At 53.4% G+C, this 21,827-nt stretch carries 15 protein-coding genes; 12 read left to right on the top strand and 3 right to left on the bottom strand.

All coding sequences use genetic code 11. The annotated features are described in order from the left end of the window. Nucleotides 1–66: 66 nt before the first annotated feature. Nucleotides 67–312 (bottom strand): hypothetical protein, encoded by a 246-nt coding sequence (locus WKI47_RS06835; RefSeq protein ID WP_340226430.1) that lies wholly within the window; start codon nucleotides 310–312, stop codon nucleotides 67–69. Between the two features lie 321 nt (nucleotides 313–633). Between WKI47_RS06835 and argH the strand changes: the two genes are divergently transcribed. Both argH and WKI47_RS06825 read left to right on the top strand, forming a co-directional pair. Beyond that, nucleotides 634–2,037 carry an argininosuccinate lyase gene (argH, locus tag WKI47_RS06830; RefSeq protein ID WP_340226429.1) on the top strand — a complete coding sequence of 468 codons (1,404 nt, stop codon included), beginning with the start codon at nucleotides 634–636 and terminating at the stop codon, nucleotides 2,035–2,037. Between the two features lie 247 nt (nucleotides 2,038–2,284). After that, nucleotides 2,285–3,406, top strand: coding sequence for a GGDEF domain-containing protein (locus WKI47_RS06825; RefSeq protein WP_340226428.1), 1,122 nt, complete (start codon nucleotides 2,285–2,287; stop codon nucleotides 3,404–3,406). A 413-nt stretch (nucleotides 3,407–3,819) separates the two neighbouring features. On the opposite strand, the gene WKI47_RS06820 is transcribed toward WKI47_RS06825, so the two are convergent. Continuing rightward, entirely contained in the window at nucleotides 3,820–4,608 is a 789-nt protein-coding gene (locus WKI47_RS06820; protein WP_340226427.1) for an alpha/beta hydrolase family protein, read from the bottom strand. A 299-nt stretch (nucleotides 4,609–4,907) separates the two neighbouring features. Between WKI47_RS06820 and WKI47_RS06815 the strand changes: the two genes are divergently transcribed. The 3 genes from WKI47_RS06815 to WKI47_RS06805 are packed head-to-tail and all read left to right on the top strand — an operon-like array spanning nucleotide 4,908 to nucleotide 7,968. Then, the gene (locus tag WKI47_RS06815; protein WP_340226426.1) at nucleotides 4,908–5,486 is read left to right on the top strand and encodes a prepilin-type N-terminal cleavage/methylation domain-containing protein; all 579 of its coding nucleotides are present in this window, start codon (nucleotides 4,908–4,910) and stop codon (nucleotides 5,484–5,486) included. Then, the gene (locus WKI47_RS06810) at nucleotides 5,467–6,042 is read left to right on the top strand and encodes a type II secretion system protein (RefSeq protein WP_340226425.1); all 576 of its coding nucleotides are present in this window, start codon (nucleotides 5,467–5,469) and stop codon (nucleotides 6,040–6,042) included. The genes WKI47_RS06815 and WKI47_RS06810 overlap by 20 nt, the downstream gene beginning before the upstream one ends. 33 nt (nucleotides 6,043–6,075) lie before the next feature. After that, entirely contained in the window at nucleotides 6,076–7,968 is a 1,893-nt protein-coding gene (locus WKI47_RS06805) for a hypothetical protein (protein ID WP_340226424.1), read from the top strand. 316 nt (nucleotides 7,969–8,284) lie between these two features. Here WKI47_RS06805 and WKI47_RS06800 read toward each other — a convergent pair whose 3' ends face one another. Next, the gene (locus tag WKI47_RS06800; protein WP_340226423.1) at nucleotides 8,285–13,318 is read right to left on the bottom strand and encodes a DUF5057 domain-containing protein; all 5,034 of its coding nucleotides are present in this window, start codon (nucleotides 13,316–13,318) and stop codon (nucleotides 8,285–8,287) included. 427 nt (nucleotides 13,319–13,745) lie between these two features. Here WKI47_RS06800 and gspE point away from each other — a divergent pair, with 427 nt between their 5' ends. From gspE to gspM, 7 genes are all read left to right on the top strand, one after another. Beyond that, a complete protein-coding gene (gspE, locus tag WKI47_RS06795; RefSeq protein WP_340226422.1) occupies nucleotides 13,746–15,410 on the top strand; it encodes a type II secretion system ATPase GspE in 1,665 nt (554 codons plus the stop codon). A gap of 37 nt (nucleotides 15,411–15,447) precedes the next feature. Further along, on the top strand, nucleotides 15,448–16,497 hold the full coding sequence (locus WKI47_RS06790) for a type IV pilus twitching motility protein PilT (RefSeq protein ID WP_340226421.1): 1,050 nt from the start codon (nucleotides 15,448–15,450) through the stop codon (nucleotides 16,495–16,497). Beyond that, nucleotides 16,497–17,705, top strand: a complete 1,209-nt coding sequence (locus WKI47_RS06785; protein WP_340226420.1) for a type II secretion system F family protein — start codon at nucleotides 16,497–16,499, stop codon at nucleotides 17,703–17,705. Before WKI47_RS06790 ends, WKI47_RS06785 begins: the two co-directional genes overlap by 1 nt. Before the next feature lie 132 nt (nucleotides 17,706–17,837). After that, nucleotides 17,838–18,377 (top strand): prepilin-type N-terminal cleavage/methylation domain-containing protein, encoded by a 540-nt coding sequence (locus WKI47_RS06780; RefSeq protein ID WP_340226419.1) that lies wholly within the window; start codon nucleotides 17,838–17,840, stop codon nucleotides 18,375–18,377. Between the two features lie 262 nt (nucleotides 18,378–18,639). Next, nucleotides 18,640–19,395 carry a prepilin peptidase gene (locus tag WKI47_RS06775; RefSeq protein ID WP_340226418.1) on the top strand — a complete coding sequence of 252 codons (756 nt, stop codon included), beginning with the start codon at nucleotides 18,640–18,642 and terminating at the stop codon, nucleotides 19,393–19,395. 15 nt (nucleotides 19,396–19,410) lie between these two features. Continuing rightward, nucleotides 19,411–21,081: a pilus assembly protein PilM gene (gene pilM / locus WKI47_RS06770; protein ID WP_340226417.1), complete on the top strand. Its 1,671-nt coding sequence runs from the start codon at nucleotides 19,411–19,413 to the stop codon at nucleotides 21,079–21,081. After that, nucleotides 21,062–21,748 (top strand): type II secretion system protein GspM, encoded by a 687-nt coding sequence (gene gspM / locus WKI47_RS06765; RefSeq protein ID WP_340226416.1) that lies wholly within the window; start codon nucleotides 21,062–21,064, stop codon nucleotides 21,746–21,748. Before pilM ends, gspM begins: the two co-directional genes overlap by 20 nt. Nucleotides 21,749–21,827: the final 79 nt, after the last annotated feature.

Genomic DNA, 21,827 nt, shown 5'->3' with positions numbered 1-21,827 from the left:
ACGCTGACGCTTCTTCACTGAAACTCCCCCTCCACCCACGCTATTCGCCTTTTTTTATAGGGGAAGTTAAAGGCGTCCGGCTTGTAGCAGAAGCCGGACAAGCTCTTGATCTTGACCTTGCGCAGCCAGAAGAAAAGGTTCCCCGAACGGGAACCTGGCTGGACAGGAGCCGCGCAGCGCTCCGCCTCCAGCCCCGGGTCTTAGCCGGACAGGAACAACGAAGTGTTCCGCCTCCGGCTCCGGGTCTTGGCTGGACAAGGCTGGCGTAGCCGCCTGCATCCAGCCCCGGGTCTTCCGGTCGAACAGGGCCACGCGAAGCGGCCCGCCTTCGACCCTGCCCTTGGCCGGACAGGAGCCGCGCAGCGCTCCGCTTCCGGCCCTGGTCTAAGTCTCACCCATGCGTCGCACAAGGCAGCAAACCGCTGCCCGCAACACGCTCCCGCGCCGCAGTCAGCCGCGGCCCGCCGAAGGCAGGGCAAGCGCGGCGGCACGTACCGCCAGCACCGCCACTAAAATAAAGCCAAACCTCCCGCCCAAAGCCGACCGCAATCTCTGCCCTTTACAGGTGTCCAGAGGGCAGTCGCCCTTTGGGGCCCTCCCTCGGGGAGGGTTTGGGAGGGGGAAGGAACTTTGATGAATAAACTGTGGGGAGGCCGCTTCACCAAGCCGACGGATCGTCTGGTCGAGGAGTACACGGCTTCCATTAACTTCGATAAAACACTGGCCGAGGAAGACATTCAAGGCAGCTTGGCGCATGTCGCCATGCTGGGCAAATGCGGCATCATCCCGCAAAAAGACGCCGACACGATCGCGGAAGGCCTGATCAAGGTCCTGCACAAGATCGAAGCCGGCGAAGTGGAATTCTCCGTTTCCGACGAAGACATTCATATGAATATCGAAAAGCATCTGATCCAGGAAGTCGGCCCGGTCGGCGGCAAGCTGCATACCGGACGCAGCCGGAACGACCAGGTCGCGACCGACATGCACTTGTACCTGCGCAGCCGCGTTGTCGAGCTGACGGGTCTGGTGCAAGCGGTGCAGCAAGCTTTAATCGACCAAGCCAAGCAGCACACCGACACGATCATCCCAGGCTACACGCATTTGCAACGGGCGCAGCCGATCCTGTTCGCCCACCATCTGCTCGCTTACGTCTCCATGTTCCAACGCGACGCGGAGCGCCTGATGGACAGCTATAAACGCATCAACGTGCTGCCGCTGGGCGCGGGCGCGCTCGCGGGCACGACGTTCCCGATCGACCGCCATTTCGTGGCCGAGCAGCTTGGCTTCGACGGCGTGTACGAGAACAGCCTGGACGCGGTCAGCGACCGCGACTTCATTCTGGAGTTCCTGTCCGGCGCGTCGATCCTGATGATGCACATGTCCCGCCTTTGCGAAGAATTGGTGCTGTGGAGCAGTACGGAGTTCGGCTTCGTCGAGCTGGATGACGCTTTCTGCACGGGCAGCAGCATCATGCCGCAGAAAAAGAATCCGGACGTTGCCGAGCTGGTGCGCGGCAAAACCGGACGCGTCTACGGCAACCTCATGGGCTTGCTGACCGTGCTGAAATCACTGCCGCTCGCGTACAACAAAGACATGCAGGAAGACAAAGAAGGCATGTTCGATACGGTAGCGACGCTCGACGGCGCGCTGCGTTTGTTCGCTCCCATGATCGCGACGATGCAGGTGCGTACGGGCCGTATGCGCGAAGCGGTCAACAAAGACTTTTCGAACGCGACCGATATTGCGGACTTCCTGGTCGGCAAAGGCCTTCCGTTCCGCGACGCGCACGAAGTCATCGGCAAAACGGTGCTGTATTGTATCGAGAACGGCAAGTATTTGCTGGATCTGACGCTCGAAGAATTCAAGACCTTCTCCGATCTGTTCGACGACAAGATCTACGACGTGCTCCAGCCGGAGAACGTGGTTAACGCCCGCAACGTCTACGGCGGTACCGCCAAGCCTCAGGTCGAAGCGGCGATCGAACGTGCGGCCACAACACTTGAGCGCACGACGGAGTGGTTGAGTACCCGACTGTAAGCATTAAATGGTTTACCGAAAAACCGTCTTTTCGCTACGTTGATCGAAAAATTCCTTGGCTACCGGAAAAGGAATTTCGAACACAGCAAACGTAGCGATGAAGACGGTTTTTCTTTTTCCTTTATTTTGAAACTAATAAAGCTTCTTTGCAGAAACTCTGGAATCGGGTAAAATGTAGAAAAAGCGGCTAACTGATTTGTGGCTGCTTAATTCGCATTGTTGCAGACTGCGAGGCGTAATTTTAATCATGTTCAAAGAATTATTTATCAACTTTACGATCTTGGCGACCTTGTTGTTTTTCGGTAACGTTTTTTTTAACCGCTTTCGCAAATCCTCGCTGGCTGTAAATTCAAAAAGATGGCTTCCCTGGGTTACAGGGATTGCTTTGGGTGTCGTAGGCATCGTGATGATGGAGTTTTCGTTCCCGATCGGAGACAATTCAGTGATCGACCTTCGTCAAACGGCGATCATTATCGGGGTTTATGTGGCAGGAATTCCGGGCGGTCTGGGGGCAAGTCTGATGATCGCGGCATTCCGCTTTTTTTTCTTCGGACACTTCGGGTTATCTTCGTACGTTGGTGCCGCGAACGCGATCGTTACGTTTTTGCTCGTTATTTTGGTGCTGAAAAAAGGACAGTTGCAGCCTCCCCAATGGGCCGCCGCTTTTGCTGTCCAGTTTTCGGTGTTGCTTGTCAGTTTGTTTATCATGATCGGACCGGACTTCGTGAATATCGTACCTGTCTATTCCGTGATTATAGCCGGAACAGGCGTATTTACTTTTCTAATGCTGCGCCACCTCAAAAATTCAAATGAGTTGTTTGCGTTTATGGAAGATGCCGCGCATCGCGATTTTTTGACAGGTCTGCATAATCCGAGAGCTTTTTATCTCGCTTATGATCGACACGTGAAACGTGCTCAGCAACATGGAGAGGAATTCGGGCTGATCCTGCTCGATATTGATCATTTCAAACGGGTCAACGACACCTATGGGCATCCTGCCGGAGATCTTGTGCTCAGGCAACTGGGCAATATTTTGGCTGCTTGTGCTCCTGTCGACGGATATGCGGCTCGCAATGGCGGCGAAGAGTTTGCGATCGTGATCGAACCGTGCGAGGAGCAAGAGGTCGTAAGTATTGCGGAGCGTATTCGGTCGTCTGTGGAAAAACATGCTTTTTTACTGGAAGATGACACTCGTTTGAAATTGACGGTCTCGTTAGGCTATGGCCTGTCGCATGCAGGTTCGCCCAAAACGCTTTTCCGACGCGTCGACGATGCTTTATACCGCGCGAAGGAAAATGGACGCAATCAGATTTGTCAGGCCGAAAACGAACTGTACTCTGTACCCGATAAACGTAAACCTACTATTTGAGAGGATACAGAGTACTGGTACCATGACCGCTTAAGAGGTTAGGTTACGCTCCTCGAAAATCCGCTTGAACCGTGCGTGTTTCCGATGAATGTAAACCTTAGATTTGATGCGGTCAAAGTACTGGGTCGCTCGGATGAGACGTCTCTGCCAGCCAGCCGAACGAATTCATCGAATTCCAGGTAGTGAGCATATATGGATACAGGTTAAAGAAGCCAGGTCTCGTTTGATAGAGGCGTGGCTTTTGGCGTTGGGAGACAGGATTTCAATAGGCGCTTCGGGTTGTTTTCCTACGGAACGCCAAAAGTCGCTTCTATCGAAATCCTCTCGCCTGGCGGTGTAGGTGGGGGAAGATCGTATAACTTTAATACCGTCGTTCGATCAGAAGTACAATTTAAGGATGACGTTTTTCTTTTTTACTTTTTGGTGTCGTCGAGAGGGAGCCATTGTAGCACGTTTTGGATCATTTGGTCCCAATAGCCCCATTCGTGTTCGCCAGGGCCTTCTTCGTAGGTAAAATCGAGGGTGCTGGCTTCGGCGGCTTTTTTGAAGGTTTGGTTGTCTTCGTACAGAAAGTCTTCAGTGCCGCAGCATTGGTAGAGCTTCGGTTTTGGGCTGCCGGATTGGGATACGCGGTCAAGCAGGAACAACAGATCGTTTTCGCTGCCGCGTACCTGCCCGTCGCCGAAAACGGTTTGCAGGAGACCCGAGCGAGGGTTATCGGGATTTTCGGTCATCGAAGCGATGTCCAGTGCTCCAGATAGGCTGGCGCCTGCCGCGAACAGATCCGGTCTGCGCAAAGCCAACTTGAACGCTCCGTATCCGCCCATCGACAGTCCTGCGGCGAAGTTATCTTCGCGTTTGGCGGACAATGGGAAAAAGGAACGTGCCAACTCCGGCAACTCTTCGCTAATAAACTCCCAATATTTTTCCCCGTAAGCCATATCCGTGTAAAAGCTCCGGTGCACCTGCGGCATAACGATCGCGATTCCGTAAGCGGCGGCGTAACGTTCGATCGACGTGCGGCGCACCCAGATCGTGTCGTCGTCCGACAAACCGTGCAGCAGGTACAGCGTTTTGTGCGGCCCCGGACGTTTGACGTTTTCCAGGCCGATCTGCGAACGGGTCTGTTGCGGCAAAATGACGTTCATCGACGTGCTGAGACCCAGCGATTCGGAATAAAAGTTGCAGGACAGTAAAGCCATGATGAATTGCCTCCTTCGGTTAAGTATGCGGCTCGGGCGGCGCGGCAAAAACATTGCGCCAAAGTCGCGATTTAAAGTAAACGCTTTAATGTACTTGTCTATCATACCATCTTTATTTCGATTCATGCGATTCCCGCGAGTCATTAAAATCAGGGCCGAAAGACCTAAATAATCGTTGCCTCTCCCTCTTGCGAAATCTATAATGAAAGGAGGAAAAAAGACCGATATATAAGCGAATGCCGCCTTTTGGAATACGAGTTCGTCCAGTTTCCCAGGCGCGCCGGAAGGAGGAGATCTTTTTGCTGAACCGGCTGAAAAAAGAAGAAGGATTTACTTTGATTGAAGTATTGGCGGCGATGTTGATCGTTTCCATTGTCGCTTTGGCTTTTACGGCTTATTTCGGCAACGCGCTCACATTCGCCAAAACGAACCAGAACAAGACGATCATGTCCAATCTGGCCCGCAATGCGTTGGTGTATATGCAGAAGCAAGATTTCAAGCGGCTTGAAGCTTACTTTGATTCGGGCAGCGCCACGGTCGTCAAAACTGGAAACGCACTTAGCGCGCAGCGCGTTGGCATTACGCCGGAGACGTTCGGAAGCTGCACCAACGCGACTACGGGAGCCTGCGCGTTCCGAGATATTTTCGTGAACGGAAATTTGCAGCCAACGATGGCGGTGCTTCAACCCACCGTGAACGGCATCCAGTATAGGGTCGTGATCGAATATCAAAAAGACCTTAACCGTTCGGTCGCGGACGGCGGGACGCTTTTGCTGCCGATCAGCGCTACCGTGACTCCCGCATCAGCAGGAAACGCGGGACCGGGAGCCGACGCCGTAACCGTGGAGGGATATGTCAATGCGAATTCGATTCGTTAAAGCACTGAAACGCGAAGAAGGCGTGACGCTGATCGAGCTGCTCGCCGTGCTGTCGCTGATGGGCATCATTCTCGGCGTCATTTCGACCACGATCTTTTTCGGCTTCCGCAGTTATAATCAGGTCTCGATCGAGAACCGCCTGCGCGAAGAAAGCGACGTGCTGATGTCCTCGATTATCACGGAGCTGTACGCGTTCGCGCCGGATCGGGTCTATGCGTCGGCGGACGGCAAAGGGTTCGAGATGTTCCATGTGGACGAGTTAGGCAATCAATCCACCGCCGATAGCGTGAGAGTCGTGATTAATTCCGCCGGACAATTGGAAATTCAAAAAGCCGAAATCCTGAATTCGACTACCCCGCCGGCCGATCCTTACCAGGCGACACGCATTACCAACGGCAGCATTGTGCCCGCTTTGTCTTCGATCACCCTTGAAGGCGAGAAAGCCGGAGGATTCGATTATTACACGACCGGGCTGATCAATATCAATCTGGTGCTGACGCTTGGCTCGGGTACCGGGCAATCGCAGCTTCAGTTGGAAAGCCGCTTTGGCTTTTAACCGAAAAACCAACGGAAAGGGGAACAGGCTCGAATGAGACGTTTCCGCGAAGAAAAAGGCTCCGCCCTCGTCATGGTCATGTTCATGATGCTGATTCTGACGCTGCTCGGCGTGGCCGTGTTGAGCGCCGCCGTAGGCGGAGCAAGACGTACGCTGACCAGAGAAAACGATGTTCAAAGCTTGCAGCTCACGCAAAAAACGCTGGACGAATCGGTCGCGTACATTGCAAACAAGTTGGATGGAAAAACGCTGAAAGCCGATGCGCTGGATTCGACATTGCAAGGCGTGTTGAGCGCTATCCCTGCTTTGCAAGTCGCCGGTTCGACCACGAACCAGGCGGTGAAAACGGAACTGGATTTGGCGTCGACACGTCTGATCTCGGCAAAATCCACCGCCGATTTCGCGGACAGCGCGAGCATCTTGAAAAAGAACGCTTCGTACACCGTGACGTTGATCGCGCAAAGCGAAATCAACGGCGTGAAGCGCACGCTGAAGCAGGATGTGAAAGTCAGCCTATACCCGGACTTCCTGAATTACGCGTTCGGTTCCGAAAACGATCTGATCCTGAATGGTTCCCCGACGATCAAAGGCAATATTTATGCGGGAGGTAAGCTTCAAGTCAGTAATATGGCTGAATATACTTATAAGGGTAAAAAGTATAATAGGGAAGAAAAAACGGCTCAAAAAACGCTATTCCCTACCATGCTTAAACGCGGTGACGGTTCACAGCCGTTAGCTTTCGTGCAATCGTTGAATGATTTTGAAATCTCAGAAAATGTATATGAATCGCACCCCGTCAATCAGGGAACTAACAACGAAGCATTAAGCGGAGAACTGACGATCGCAAATGTAAAAAAAGCACTTGGTATTGATCTGAGTCAAGTAAGAATCCGCAAAAATGAACAGTTCGTGAAAGTGAACGTCGACCAGTCGTTCCTCGATAAAATTCTTGAGGCACGCGATTCAGTCAATCAACCAATACTGAGCTTGAGCGATTTGAATACTTCTGGCAGTATTGGCTCTTATAACTATAGTGAAACATTAAGCAAATATACGAAGGCGCTTAAAATGCCGGAAAAGCCGATCGAACCGACCAAACCGATCGATCCGGCGTCCGCGGATAAAGTGATCCAGGATCAATATAAGCTGGAACTGGATGCTTATGAAAAAGCCTATACGAAATATATCACAATCGATCTACCGAACTATCAAACAGCGTTAAACGATCTGACTAAAGCACTTACGAATATGGAAGGAACCGTCGTGTTTAATGGCGATCTGAACGTGGACGGCGATTGGCTCAAAGGATTGATTCAAACAACCAAAAGCGCTTCTTCTTGGCTCATCATCAACGGTAATCTGACCGTGAACAATACGCTCGATAACACGCCGCTCAATATAGACAGTAGCGTTCTTGTCACCGGAGCCGTCAATCTGGCCGGCAAAATCAACGTCGATTCGACGTTGTTGACGCTCGGCAATACCAAAATTCAAGACGCTACCATCACCGGAGCCGTGAAGTCCGGCGTCGTCAAAGAAATCGTGTTGATCTCCAAAGGCCCGATCTTGTTGAACCGGGTCGACGCGTTCAGCCAAGCTAGCGTCGCTCAGACGCTACGCGGATTTTTCTATACCGATTCAACCGCTGAATTATACGGCGTCGGTTCCAACTTCGATTTGCAAGGTGGTTTTTTCGCCAAAGGCAATCTGACCGTCAATGCGGTTGTCGGCAACTCTACGGAAGACGCCAGCCGGACCCAGATCGTGTTCGACGATCAGACGACGTCCAAAACAAGTCGCTTCAAAGTCGATTACAACGATCAGGTGTTCAACAATCAAGGCTTGGCACTGCCGCGAGTCGATCAAATCAGCGTCAAAGCGGAAAAGATCGAATTGATTCAAGAATCCGAAATCCCGAAAAGTTGATGCAGGATTAAGCTTCCGATCGCCGTCAGAGCGGTCGGAAGCTTTTTTATGCGAATTTTTCACGGCATTTGGAGTTGACGACGAAGGATAGACGCAGCGTCCAGAATCGCGGGCTTGGTGGAAGCTTGAAGCCCAACGCGATCGTCAGCGGGTTTCTTCCGCTAGATGCTCGTTTCTCTCCACATGGATATTGAAGTCTTCGTCGATCGGTCAGAGGCATGAACGAATGCTCCGCTGCGTGCACGACTCAAAAAAAGCCACTGTCCCGGAAAAGGGCAGTGGCTTTTTGAAGCAGATATTTTTGTTTTCTTTCGAATCAATACCGGTCGCCGTCGGTCGGAGCATTCGGATCGGCCGCTTTGGCGACGATGATTTTCGTCGTGGCCGTGATCGCCGGAGAAGTCGGCGTCCGTTGATACGTGACGGTAACGACGACTTCGCTGCCTTCTTTCAATCCGGTAACGACACCGTTCGGATTGACGCTGACGCCGCTAGGATCGGCGCTGGTCCAGACCAGTTGGCTTTGGATATCCGATACCGGAATCGAGATCGGATTGACTCTCAGCGGCGCGCCCGCGATCAAGTCGAATGGTACGCCGTTTTGAACTTTGACCGTCGGCGGCAGCAGAAGCGCCGTAACGACAGGCTTGATCGTGACGATCCGATCGACCGTGAAGTCGCCGGCCGGGGTCGTGATCGTTGCGGTCACTTTGACTTGTCCCGGAGTTGAACCGGTCAAGGACACGCTGCCCGTATTGCCGTTAACGCTCGGCGTTCCGAGCGTCGCGTAATTCGCTGTGCCCGTTCCCGTGCCGCTCACGTTAGATACGGTCCAATTTACCGCGCCTTTGGTGCCGGAATAATTGGCTGGCAGTAACGAAGAAGTGAAGTTGATCGAATCGCCGACGTACAGCGTGTCCGGTCCCGTCATATTGAAGTCGAGTACCCAGATCGTTTTGGTGACGGTGCGCTCGATCGGATTGTCGCCGGCCGTTCTGACCGTTACGCTGACCGTGACCGGTCCAGGCGCGACACCTTGTAGGGTAGCCGTTTTCGCCGGAGCCGGGCTGCCCGGCGTAACGACGGCGTTACCTTGCCCGTCGGTGACCGTCCAAGAGATACTGCCGATATTGGCCGCTTCCGGTAAAATGACGGTACTTAGATTGATGCTACCGCCTTTTTTGACGGTATCCGGACCGTTCACGACGACACTGCTCAAGCTGTCGACGATTTTGATGTCTTTGGTCGCGGTCAACGTGCGAACCGTGTTGGTTCGCGTATTGGTGATCGTGGCGGTCGCTTTGACCGTCACGGTTCCGCTTTTGGAGCCGGTCACGAACAAAGAGGTCGGATCGGTTTGCGGGTTCAGCTTCACGTTGTCCGTGCTTGTGCTGACGATCGTCCAGACCACGTTGTCGATCCGCAGGTTGGACGCGTTGACCACCGCTTTGATGTCTTTGATCGTTTGTCCGACATTGACGGACGAGCTGCCGTCGATCGACAGTGCCGGAGCTTCGACAGTGACGGTCGCGGTGCCTTTGACCCCGCTGCCGTCCGAAGCGACGGCGGTAATGACGGCCGTGCCGGCTTTTAAGCCGCTCACGCTGACGCTGGCCGATTTTCCGTTGGTCGTTCCCAGCGGATAAGCGATGCTCGCGACCGAAGGATCGCTGCTGGTCCAGGTGAGCAGCGGGGTCAGGTCGGTCGTGCCGTCCGTCATCAGGACGTTCGGCACGATTACCGTGGAATCGCCGACCCACAGCGCTTGATCGGCCAGAGCGATGCTTTTGGTTTTGACAATCGCGTTGAAGTATACGTCCGGGAATTGAATGGTGCGTGTTTCGCCTGGCGTGACCGTTGCGCTGCTCGGGGAAGAACCGCCGAACGCGCCGTTGCCGATCGAAGTCCAGCCCGTCGTTTTGTACATGCCCGCCACGATCGTGCCGTAGATATCGCCGCCGTTAAAGTTCACGGTGGCTTGCGGCGCGAGCAGCGTTCCTTTCAATCCTATCGAAGTGAGCGTGACCGAACCCGTGCCGATATAGTTGACGATCACTTTGTCGGCCGTTACGCCTGTCAGATCGAACCCGCCGGAGAACGTGACGTTTCCGCCGACCACGTTCAGCACAGCCGTCGATCCGGCAGGAGCCTGGATCTTGAGATTCGTCAGATTGGACAGTTGCGTGCCGTCCACTTTGAACACGTTCATTTTGGCGTCGGTTCCTTTGAATACGATGCCGCTAGTATCGGCGGTATCCCGCGCGCCGTTTGCGGTCAAAGCCGCGTAAGAGTTGGACAGGCTCACCAGTTGCTGCTTGGCAGCCGCGAAGTCGGAGACGCCTTTGGCATTGGTCGTGCTTTTTTGCGTATCGTATTGAGACTTGATGCTGGCCGGCGTCGCCGATTTCACGTACTGGCTGGTATAACTGGACGTGCCGCCGTATGTGACGCTGCCGCCGTTCATTCCGCTGTTACCCGTCAACGCGAAATTGCCTACGGTATAGAAGTTCAGGCCGCTATTGACGTAATAATTGTCCATCGTCAGGTTTCCGCCGGCCCAGACGGAAGAGTTGCTCAAGCCGTTGTTGCCGTTCAGCTTGATATTGCCTGTGGCCATGATGGTCGTATCCGAGATGCCGAAGTTGCTCGACGTGAATGCGTCGCCCGACAAGATCGGCCCTTTGTTGATCGAACCGCCGCTGATCGTGAGATCGCCGTTCGTCGACACCGTAGGGAAAGACGCGTCGTAAGCGGACAAGCCGCCGCCGATACTGAAGTTGCTCAGCGATACGGGACCGTTGAACAGCGCGCGTCCGTTGATCGAACCGCCGGTAATCGTCGTGGCGTCCGATCCGAGCGTAATCAGGCTGTAGCCGTTCATCAGCGTGATCGCGCTTGAACCAGCGGTCGAACTGTCGGCCGTGGCATGCACGTCCTCATAGGCCAGACGCGCCTGATTCAGGTTGTACGTACCTTTCGACGTCGGCACCGTGTCCAGATGGAACGAGAAGGCGCTGCCCGTGTTCGGCACGTAAGACGAACCGCTGAGCGTGTACGTGATTTTATCGAATGTTTTGCTGAGCGTGTAGCCTGCGCTGAGCGTGCCCGTTTTGGTCATGCCGGTCGGAAGCACTCCGGAAATTTCCAGGCCGGCCGGTAGTTTTTCCGTATAGACCACATTCGAGATTTCCAACGTTTTCAGGCCGTTTTCGCCCGAGCGAATATCCGCGGCCGGGATCGATTGCGGCGTGACTTTGTACGTCATGCCTACGGTGCTGCCCGTCAGGAATTCGTAGTTGGCCGGAATGGTATCCAGCGTACGCTCCGTCAGCAAGTTGGCCGATACTTTTTGCATCGTCAGATCGATCGTTTTCACTGCCGTCGCCCCCTGTTTGTCGCGCGCCGTGATTTCGATCTGAATCGTGCCTTCTTTGAGCAGAAGAGGGTTGGTGAATTTTTCGGTGATGACCGTGCCTTTCGGTACGTTCTTCTCCGCGATTGCCATGCTGCTTACATATTCTCCGTTGACTTTGAATTTAACCGACGAATAGACGTTCAGATCGTTGAGATCGAGATCGTCCACCTGGTAGCTGAATACGAGATCCTTCAAGTAAGAAGGTTTTGTCGTTTCGGTGGAAGTCGGAGAAATCACGGTCACGCTCGGCGCGTGGTTAGAGCCGATAAACGCGCGGAACATCGTATTGACGAAAAGTTTTTGCTCCCATTCCGGGAATTTGGTATTGGTGTGACCGGTACCGGAGTACGTCACGTTGCCTTTGGAATAGGTGTAGTAATGATCGTAACTGTCGTCGCTGTCCCGTTTATAAGATGTATTGTCAGTGGTCTCGCTGATGATGTTGTACCAAGGAACGATCGTAGGGTCTTCGAGATCGAGCATATAGTATTGGTCGTGCGTCAACGCGATCTGGCCCACGTACCCGTTCGTATTTCCCGGTTTGACAGACAGATCGAACGGGAATTGCGTCAGCATGCCGGTATTCACGACTTTGGTACGGGTCGAAGGATTTGGCGCGCCATAGCCCATATTGGTGTACAAGCCCGTTTGCCCGGTCGTGGTCTGGAAGTTTTTGATCCACGGGTTCGTTTTATCGCCGATCATCGTGTCATGCGTGAACATGACGGCTTGCCCGGTTTTGATAAAAGCATTCACGCCCGCCGCAGCAGCGTCCGTAAGGCTGCCGGACGTCTGGGAATTGTAGTTGTCGACGAAACCGAAAATGATCATGTCGTACTTGCCGTTCAGGTTCGCGTACGAATTGACGTTGCTTGCCGTGTTGAACGCGCTGAACAGGATCGGCGTGATCTGAATATCGTAGTCGCTCGTTTTCAGATAGGATTGCGTCATGTTGGCCGCGTTGAGCAGGCTGCTCGCATCGTTGCTCGGCATGACTTGAAGCACGCGGATCACGGTCTGTTTGTCTCGCACGCGGAACGCACCTTCGGCATAATCGCTTTGCCCGTTGGCGGTTAGCTCCAGTTTCCAATAGACCGGCCCGGAAAAGGTCTGCGGCAATTTGTAAGTCAACGTTCCGGCGCGAGAAGACAGCGTCGAGCTGGCAACCACGTTTTCGTCCGACAGCGCAAGCACTTTATCGACGCTGGCATACAATTTGGCGTTGACCGGCGTGCTGAAGTCTTTGACGTTGTTCGCATTGAACGTGAACGTCAGCGTATCGCCGGTCGTATAGATTTTGGAAGTGGTCAGGAAATCCTGCGGCTTGGCCGTGATTTCGACGCGCGGGCGTTGTTTGTACAACGCGTCTGCGTTTTTGATAGTATCGACAACGGTGCTCAATTGGCTGTCGCTCACGAATATCGTGTTGCTGGCACGCGTAGCCGCGGAAGCGTATTTGTTGTACAGCGTGTAGAGATTGCTTTTGGGACTTTGGTTGGCGATCGATGTATTGAAAATAACCGGTAGTCCTTTTAAGATGTAGTAATTTTCCACTTCGCTCGATTTGAGCTTGGTAATGTCGTTCATGATGTCGGTCGTATCGTGCGCTTTGCGTTGCTCATTCGAAGGACCGGAAGAGAATGTGGACGGCTGCTTGCTGCTATACGTGCCGTTTCCGAAGTAGATGGCGTCGTACTTCCCGTTCAGCTCTTCCCGCATCGCTACGAACGTTTTCATCCGCATCGTGTCCACCGTGACGTTGGTCGTGTTTTTAAGCGCCGTTTGCAGGGCAAAAGTTCCGTTGTCCACGACTTCCAGGATCTTAATCTGGTACGCGGGTTCGGTATCGGCCATCGCTTTCCAGACACCGAACGGTACGCTCACCAATACAAGTGCCAGAATGATGCTCCAAATGCCGATGTATTTCTTTCTCACTAAGACTCCTCCTTGATTCGTCGGTTGTTGTACGTAAAAACTGAGCGCTGCGCAAGTGTTGAAGAGAATTCCATTTATCTAATAAAGAACCAAAAAAAGAAAGGTTTTTCCGAATTCATTGTCAAAAATAAAGCCTTATGGTATATAATCATTTTAGGTCATAAGCCTTAGGTTCTCAATACTAATTACACAGTTTCATTAAACAGATTGCGTAAAATTATAATCATGCACATTTTTATTGTTTTTTTCGCAAAACCTATAAAAAAGCCCTCCCGATTATTCGATATATAAAAAGACGTTTCGGTCGGAAGTCATACTTTGGCTAGACCGTCCGGCTCATGAATGTTTCAACCTTATTCTTTTGTCGGCTAAATGAAGCGAAGTTTGAATCTTAATTTCAATAAAAAATGGCGGAGATGAAGCGGGAATGGCAATCGTGAAAAAAAGACTCGGCGACCTGCTCGTCGAGAACGGCATTATTTCCGAAGAACAATTGCAGCAGGCGCTCGTCGAACAGCGGGAGACCAAGCGGAAGCTCGGAGACCACCTGATCGCGCAAGGTACGATTACCGAGCAGCAATTGATCGAAGTGTTGGAGTTCCAATTGGGAATTCCGCACGTCAGCCTTTTCAAATACCAGATCGATCCGGCGATCACGCAGATCATTCCGGAAAGCATGGCCAAACGTTATCAGGTGCTTCCTTTTATGAAAGAAGGCGGGAAGCTCATGGTTGCGATGGCCGATCCGCTCGACTACTTCGCGATCGAGGATTTGCGTATGAGCACGGGCTTCCGCATCGAACCGGCTATCTGTACGCGGGATGAGCTGCAACGCGCCATTGCCCGTCACTACGGCATGCGCGATTCGATGAACCTGATGATGGGCGAGTTGCCGAGCGCGGAAGAGATCGAAGAAACCGAGATCACTGACGAGGACTCGCCGATCGTAAAGCTGGTCAATCAGATGATCCAGCAGGCCGCCCAGCTTAGAGCTTCGGATATTCACGTCGATCCGGGCGAGAACAATCTGGCGATCCGTTACCGGATCGACGGCTCGCTCCGCACCGAACGGATGATTCCCAAGCAGATGCAAGGCTTTATCACGGCGCGTTTGAAAATCATGGCTAAATTGAATATCGCCGAACGGCGTTTGCCGCAGGATGGCCGGATCAAGATACAGGTGGATTACCGCATGATCGATATCCGCGTATCGTCGTTGCCGACCGTGCACGGGGAGAAAATCGTACTCCGGCTGCTCGACTTGACGACTGGCGTACAGACGATGGACAAGCTTGGATTCGATGATCGGAATACGACCGTTTTTAAGGAAATGATCGAACGCCCTTACGGCATTATGCTGCTGACCGGGCCGACGGGTAGCGGCAAAACGACGACATTGTACTCGGCGCTCAACCACTTGAATACCGAAGAAGCCAATATCATCACGGTCGAAGATCCGGTCGAGTACCAGATCGAAGGCATCAATCAGGTTCACGTGAATCCGGCAGTCGGTCTGACGTTCGCGGCCGGTCTGCGCTCCATTCTCCGGCAAGACCCGAATATCGTCATGGTAGGGGAAATCCGGGATACGGAGACGGCCGAGATCGCGATCCGCGCGTCGCTTACGGGTCACTTGGTTCTCTCGACGCTGCATACGAACGATGCGGTCAGCAGCGTGACGCGTCTGCGCGATATGGGCATTGAACCGTATCTGATCGCGTCCTCGCTGATTGGCGTAGTTGCCCAGCGTCTGGTCAGGAAGATATGCCCAGAATGCAGAACCGAGTACACGCCGTCGGAACAGGAAAAAATTCTTATGCAAAACAATGGAGCCTTCGCCGATAAATTGTACAAGGGCAGAGGATGCGGCAATTGCAGCAGTACCGGCTATCGCGGTCGGGTCGCTATTCACGAAGTGCTGCCGATGACGGACGACATGCGCCGTCTGGTCAACGAATCGGGCAGTATCGAAGACATGCGTCGCGTCGCGAGAAACGAAGGCATGAAGTCGCTGCTGGAAGACGGCTTCCGCAAAGTCGCAATGGGAATCACCACGTTGCAGGAAGTCATGAAAGAAACCGTCGCCCATTAACGGAAGGGCCTCGAACAATGGCGAGGAGCTGCTTAAGATGAACGAACAAACGCGGACAATCGAAGAGCTGCTGCGCGAAATGCACGCCAAAGGCGCGTCGGACCTGCACATCGCGGTCGGCGCTCCGCCCAGCGTGCGGATTCACGGTTCGCTGATGGCGCTGGGCGGCGAACCGGTCGGTCCGGCCGAAGCGGAAGCAATGGCGGACGAGTTGCTCGGCGAAGAACGAGCCGCCCGGTTCCGCACCGAAGGCGAGTTGGATTTCGCTTATTCGCTGCCGGGCGCGGATCGGTTCCGGATCAATGTGTACAGGCAAAAAGGCTACGCCGCGATCTCGGCCCGTTCGATCCCCGAACGGATTCCGACAATGGAGCAGTTAGGCTTGCCCGGTTCGCTGGCCGCGCTGGCGCATCGGCCGCAGGGACTGATTTTGGTCACGGGGCCGACCGGCAGCGGCAAGTCTTCGACGCTGGCGGCCATGATTCAAGATATCAACAGCAAAGTCAGCAAGCATATCGTAACGTTGGAAGACCCCATCGAGTTTATGCACGAGCATCGCAAATCGCTGGTGCATCAACGCGAAGTCGGATTGGATACGGCAAGCTTCGCGGACGGTCTGAGAGCCGCGCTCCGGCAAGACCCGGACGTGATCCTGGTCGGGGAAATGCGTGACCTGGAAACGATCTCGGCGGCGATTACCGCGGCGGAGACGGGTCACTTAGTTCTCGCCACACTGCATACGACGGACGCGCCGAAAACGATCGACCGGATCATCGACGCTTTTCCGGGGCATCAGCAACCTCAGGTCCGTACGCAGCTCGCGTCGGTATTGACCGCCGTGATCTCGCAGAGACTGCTTCCTAATCGTGGCGGACAAGGCCGAACTTGCGTGACCGAAGTGCTGATTAACACGCCGGCCGTCGCCAACCTGATCCGCTCGGAAAAGATTCACCAGATCCGCAGCGTGATGCAGACCGGCAAAGCACATGGCATGCACACGCTGGAAATGAATATCCGCGAGCAGTTACAGCGCGGACAGGTTGACCCGGCGTCGGCCAAAGAATACATGACGGAGGTGACCGCCTGATGGCGCAATTCGAATATCAGGTGCGAACCGGCAGCGGCAAGCAGCTCAAAGGCAAGCTGAACGCGAGCGACAAAGCCGCCGCGATGGAAGAACTCCGCAAACGCGGTTTGAAAGTCTTCTCGTTGGTCGAGAAAAACAACACGGCGTTGTCGAAAGAAATCTATATCGGCAATCCCGTTAAATCGATACATTTCATTATTTACTGCCGACAGTTCGCCACGTTGATCCGCGCGGGCATCACCATCGTGGACGCGACGACGATCCTGGCGGGACAGACCGAAAGCAAAGCGCTCAAAAGCGCACTGCTCCAGGTCGCTTCCAACCTGTTGAAAGGGATTCCCTTTTCGCAAGCCGTACAGGAGCATAAACGCATCTTCCCTTCGTTGTTCGTGAGCATGGTGCGGGCGGGGGAAGAAACGGGCGATTTGGAAGGCACGCTGGACCGTCTGGCCGTCTTTTTCGAAAAGCAACATTCGACGCGCGAGAAAGTGAAATCGGCGCTGACTTATCCGGCGACGGTGGCGGTGCTGGCGATCGTGTCGACGGTGTACCTGCTCTGGGCGATCGTGCCGCAGTTTATTACGATGTTCGATTCGTTCGATGCGGAATTGCCGGCCATTACGAAAGTGGTACTGGCGCTGAGTAACAGCATTCAGCACGGTTGGTATTTCTGGGGATTGGGCCTTTTGATTCTGGTTGTCGGATTTTTCGTCGCTCAAAGAACCGAGAAGGGCGCTTATTGGATCGACTACGCCAAGCTGAAAATTCCGGTTTTTGGCAAGCTGAACCAGAAAAGTTCAATCGCGCAGTTCACCCGTACTTTTTCTTCATTATATGCAAGTGCGGTGCCCGTTCTCCAGTCTTTGACCATTGTCGAAGACGTAGCAGGCAACAAAGTTATCGGTCAGGTTATCCGCAATGCGGGTGATTCGCTTCGTCAAGGACGTTCGTTGTCGGAGCCTTTAGCAAAGTCTTGGGTATTCCCGCCGCTGGTCACGCAGATGGTCGCGATTGGTGAAGAAACGGGCGCGCTGGGCGATATGCTCGGAAAAGTCGCCGATTTCTATGAAATGGACGTGGATAACACCGTTGATCGTTTGAAATCGTTGCTCGAACCGATTCTGATTACGTTCCTTGCCGCGGTAGTCGGGGTCATTATGGCCGCGATTATGCTTCCAATGTTCTCGCTTTACAGCAGTTTGTCTTAAAAAGCACGCGGCGTCATATGAAGGGTCTGTGAATACAACAGAATATGTATGACGCCGCGATCCGGTCTCTGTTCGGAGGCCGATAGCAGTACCGGAGCAATCCGGAAAATAACTCACGGGAGTGAAACCCACATGAATCAAGCAGCAGAAGTAATCAACGAAGTAGAAGTGAAAGAATCCCGCAAATCGACGTTCATGCAGCGCGTATGGTCCAAAATGGGCAAAGACGAAAAAGGCTTTACCCTGATCGAGCTTTTGGCGGTACTGGTTATCATCGCGATCATCGCGGTTATCGCGATTCCGTTGATTGGTAATATCATCAGTAACTCCCGTACTAATGCCGACTTGGCTACAGCAAGACAGGTATATGATGCTTCCAGATTGTATATTACTGGTGAACAAAACGGACAATTTACTACCGGCAGTGGTACTTCTGCTGTAGGCGCATCAGTAAGCATTTCAGACATGCAAAATAAAGGATACTTGGATTCTCCTCTCGTACTACCTAGCACAAAAGCTACTATCACATCGGGAACTGTAACCTACACCAATACAGGTTCACTTTCGCAAGTGGTACTGAATACTGGCGGAACTGCTGCTAGTGGTAGTACTCCTGCGACTACAGGTACGGCTAATACGTTTACTGCTGAAAAAGTCTTAAGCCAGAAATAATTTTATTTTACAATAGAGAAACCGGAAAAACCCACGTTTTTCCGGTTTCTCTTTATCCCTTAATCTTCACATTTTATCTTTTTCTTTTCCCAAACCTCAGATCGTAATCTCAGCAGAAGGCTAAAAGAATTGTGGAAAAGCGAAGCGGTCGCCTTTACTATCCAACTTCCCCTTTAGCCTAATCTAATCAAGAAATTGGAGGGTAACAGCGATTGGAACGACCTTTCAGTATGAAGCGGTCTATTCCGATCCTCCACATTCTATGACTATTTTTATCGCCATTTACATCACCATGATCGGCCTTCTTTTCGGTTCCTTTTTCAACGTCGTCGGACTCCGGGTCCCTGTAGGCGAATCGGTCGTGCACCCGCCGTCGCGCTGCGGAAGCTGTAACACGAGACTGGGCGCGAAAGATATGGTTCCCGTACTCAGCTATCTCTTTTCAAAAGGCAAATGCCAGCATTGCGGTGTCAAATTTTCACCGGTCTATCCGTTGTTCGAAGCGGCAACCGGGCTACTCTTCTTATGGATGTATCTCCGCTTCGGCCTGACGGGAGGAGCTGCGATCGGCATCGTACTGTCCAGCTTGTGCATTATCGTCACGGTCGCGGATTTGAAATATATGGTCATTCCCAACAAAGTGCTGCTCTTTTTTACACCCATTTTGCTCGTGCTTCGATTCGTTTTTATGGAAGCGCCGTGGTGGCATTATGTGCTGGGCGGCGTGTTCGGGGGCGGGGTGATCCTGCTTATCGTGCTGCTCACCAAAGGCGGCATGGGCATGGGGGACGTCAAGCTGTTCGCTTTGTGCGGACTGGTGCTCGGGATCGGGCCTGCGGTACTTGCCTTCATGTTGGCTTGCGCGTTCGGCACGGTTTTCGGCATCGTACTTATCGCTTTGAAAGTGGTCCAGCGCAAACAGCCGATTCCGTTCGGTCCGTGGCTTGCGCTCGGTACTTGTATCGCTTATCTATACGGCACACAAATTATCAGTGGATATCTCTCGCTGATCGGTTAGGAGGCACGACCAGGCATGCTGGGACTCGGAAGCAAAAAAGCGGGATTGACGATCGAACAGACCGGCGTCCGCTTCATCCAACTCAAAAACAACAAAACCTGGGAGATCGAAAAGCAGGCCTTTTTGCCGCTTGAACCCGGAACGATTATCGAAAACCAGATCGCCAACGAAGAAAAATTGCGTACGCAGGTGCGTCAATGGGTCGAGCAGGAAGGATTGAAAGGCAGTCGCGTCGCGCTGTCGGTTCCGCCTTCGCAGGTTATTATCCGCAAAATGAACATTTCGACGATCCAGCCGAAGCAGGTGCAGCAGTTGGTCGCGCTCGAAGTCGAGACCGGGCTTCATTTGCCGTTCGAAGAACCGGTATACGACTTTATTCCGATCGGCCGCGATACCGTGTACCAGGAAGACGGTCTCGAAGAAGAAGTGACGAAGGTGCTGGTTTTTGCCGCGCCGCGTAAACTGATCAACGAGTATATCGAAATCCTGGACGAAGCGGGCGTAAAAACGGATAGCGTGGAAGTTTCCGCGACCGCGCTCGGACGTATCGCGGAAATCGCGCAAGGCAAGCCGTTTGCCGATACGATGCTTGTTCATCTGGAACATTCGCAGCTTGACGTGTATATGTTCCGCGAAGGACATCCGGTATTCATGCGCACGATCAACCTGCTGGATTTGGCCGAGGAAACGCCTTTGTTCCAATCGGAATCGTACTTGGCGCAAAAAGCGTCGTTGGGCGAAGACAGCCTGTCGTCGGAGCAAATGCTGGAGATCACGGCTGAAATTTCGCGGATGCTCAACTTTTATCAATACAGTCTGCATGACGGAGTCGCGCGCATTACGGAACTTGTCGTAACCGGCCCGGAAAGCAGCCGTCGTCAGTTGGTCGGCGAATTGCGGCAAGCGCTGGCGGAGATCGAGATCGAGGAATTGCAGTTGGAGTCCGTTCCGGGCAAAACCGAAGATTCTTCTGTCAATCTGTATCGCGTAGCGATCGGAGCGGCGCTTCGCGATGACAAAAACAGCCTGATCGACCTTCTGCCGCGTACGGATCGTGAAGCGAAAGTGCTGCCCTATGTGCTTGTCTCGCTGATTGTAGTCTGGGTTCTGGCTGCTGCGGGCGTGACCACGTTGTACATCGCGCAAAAAAGCGAACTCGACAGCTTGACGCAGCAAACGCAAAGCCTTCAGGCTGACAGCGACGTCAAACAGCTCGAACTCGCCGGGTTGCAAGGAAGCGGAGGTTCGCCGGCCGTGCTGATCGCCCAATTGGAAGCCGGCCGTACGGACGCTACGGCGATCGTCGAAGAGTTGGACAAAGGGCTGACGCAGCGCGCGGTGATCCGCGATATTTCGTATTCGCGCAACAGCACGATCGACCTGACCGTGGATGTGGCGAAAATCGACGACGCGGCTTCTTATTTGGCCCGTCTCAAACGCATGTCGTTCGTGACGGACGCTTCGATTGCGAGCCTGGCCGAAGAAACGGATACAGGCAACGGTTCTCAAGGAGCAACGGGATTATACGCCGTCGTTTACAGCGTTTCGATGCAAGGAACGGGGGCGGCATCGACGGACGCGGCGGCTCAATCGGTACAGTCCGTAGGCGAAGCGATCGCGCCGGGCGCGGCGTCTTCGGATCTTTCGACACAGGAGGAGAGCGTCAATGATGGAACGAATCCATAATAATCGTCAGGCGCTCATTCTGGGCGTGGCCGTGCTGTTTTTGTTGCTGCTGGTTCCGTACATGCTGATGATTCGTCCGCAAACGGAAGACATCGAGACCCAAAAAAGCGAAGTGGCGCGTTTGCAGCAGGAAAACGAAATTTTTCAGCGCAAAATCGACGAGCTTAAAGGCGAAGGAGTAGGAGAACTGAGCGACGAAGAAATCGCGCAAAAGCTTCCGGCCACTCCGAATCAGGAGCAAATCGTGACGGATTTGTACAAAGTGGGTCTGGCGACCAACGTTATCCTTTCCGATGCCACATTCGCCAGCGAAAATCCGACCTCCGGTTCGGCTACCGCGCAAACGACCGAGACGACGACCGGACAGGTTAATTCGGTCTATGTGACGGCGAATATTCAAGGCGATTATGCCAGTATCAAAAATTGGATGACGGCGATGCAAAATTTGCCGCGCTTTACTTCGATCGAGCAGTTCACGTTGAACAAACCGTACGTGTTCGGAAGTTCGCTGCTCGACGCGACCGTGACGTTCACGGCAAGCTATCTACCTCGTGACGCTTCGGATGCCGTGACCGCGGACACGACGGCAGGCGGCGATGCCGCAACGCCTTCGGACAACGGGGCGACAAGCGAAGCGACCGATCCGGCAAGCGATACGACGCCTTAAACAAGCGGGAATCGTTCACGCGCATTCGGCGGCAAGGTCCGCTGGACGCACTTGCCGGACATCGGTTATACTGGGAAGA

The sequence above is a fragment of the Saccharibacillus sacchari genome, from assembly GCF_037722395.1.
Lineage (GTDB): Bacteria > Bacillota > Bacilli > Paenibacillales > Paenibacillaceae > Saccharibacillus > Saccharibacillus sacchari_A.
Note: the sequence above shows the minus strand (reverse complement) of the source record. Positions and strands in the feature narration are given on the sequence as shown.

What these genes read in the sequence shown, in the direction of transcription:
- WKI47_RS06805 (WP_340226424.1), top strand. Translation starts at nt 6,076, where the DNA reads ATGAGACGTTTCCGCGAAGAAAAAGGCTCCGCCCTCGTCATGGTCATG.
- gspE (WP_340226422.1), top strand. Translation starts at nt 13,746, where the DNA reads ATGGCAATCGTGAAAAAAAGACTCGGCGACCTGCTCGTCGAGAACGGC.
- WKI47_RS06780 (WP_340226419.1), top strand. Translation starts at nt 17,838, where the DNA reads ATGAATCAAGCAGCAGAAGTAATCAACGAAGTAGAAGTGAAAGAATCC.
- WKI47_RS06790 (WP_340226421.1), top strand. Translation starts at nt 15,448, where the DNA reads ATGAACGAACAAACGCGGACAATCGAAGAGCTGCTGCGCGAAATGCAC.
- WKI47_RS06785 (WP_340226420.1), top strand. Translation starts at nt 16,497, where the DNA reads ATGGCGCAATTCGAATATCAGGTGCGAACCGGCAGCGGCAAGCAGCTC.
- gspM (WP_340226416.1), top strand. Translation starts at nt 21,062, where the DNA reads ATGATGGAACGAATCCATAATAATCGTCAGGCGCTCATTCTGGGCGTG.
- pilM (WP_340226417.1), top strand. Translation starts at nt 19,411, where the DNA reads ATGCTGGGACTCGGAAGCAAAAAAGCGGGATTGACGATCGAACAGACC.
- WKI47_RS06810 (WP_340226425.1), top strand. Translation starts at nt 5,467, where the DNA reads ATGCGAATTCGATTCGTTAAAGCACTGAAACGCGAAGAAGGCGTGACG.
- WKI47_RS06820 (WP_340226427.1), bottom strand. Translation starts at nt 4,608, where the DNA reads ATGGCTTTACTGTCCTGCAACTTTTATTCCGAATCGCTGGGTCTCAGC.
- argH (WP_340226429.1), top strand. Translation starts at nt 634, where the DNA reads ATGAATAAACTGTGGGGAGGCCGCTTCACCAAGCCGACGGATCGTCTG.
- WKI47_RS06775 (WP_340226418.1), top strand. Translation starts at nt 18,640, where the DNA reads ATGACTATTTTTATCGCCATTTACATCACCATGATCGGCCTTCTTTTC.
- WKI47_RS06825 (WP_340226428.1), top strand. Translation starts at nt 2,285, where the DNA reads ATGTTCAAAGAATTATTTATCAACTTTACGATCTTGGCGACCTTGTTG.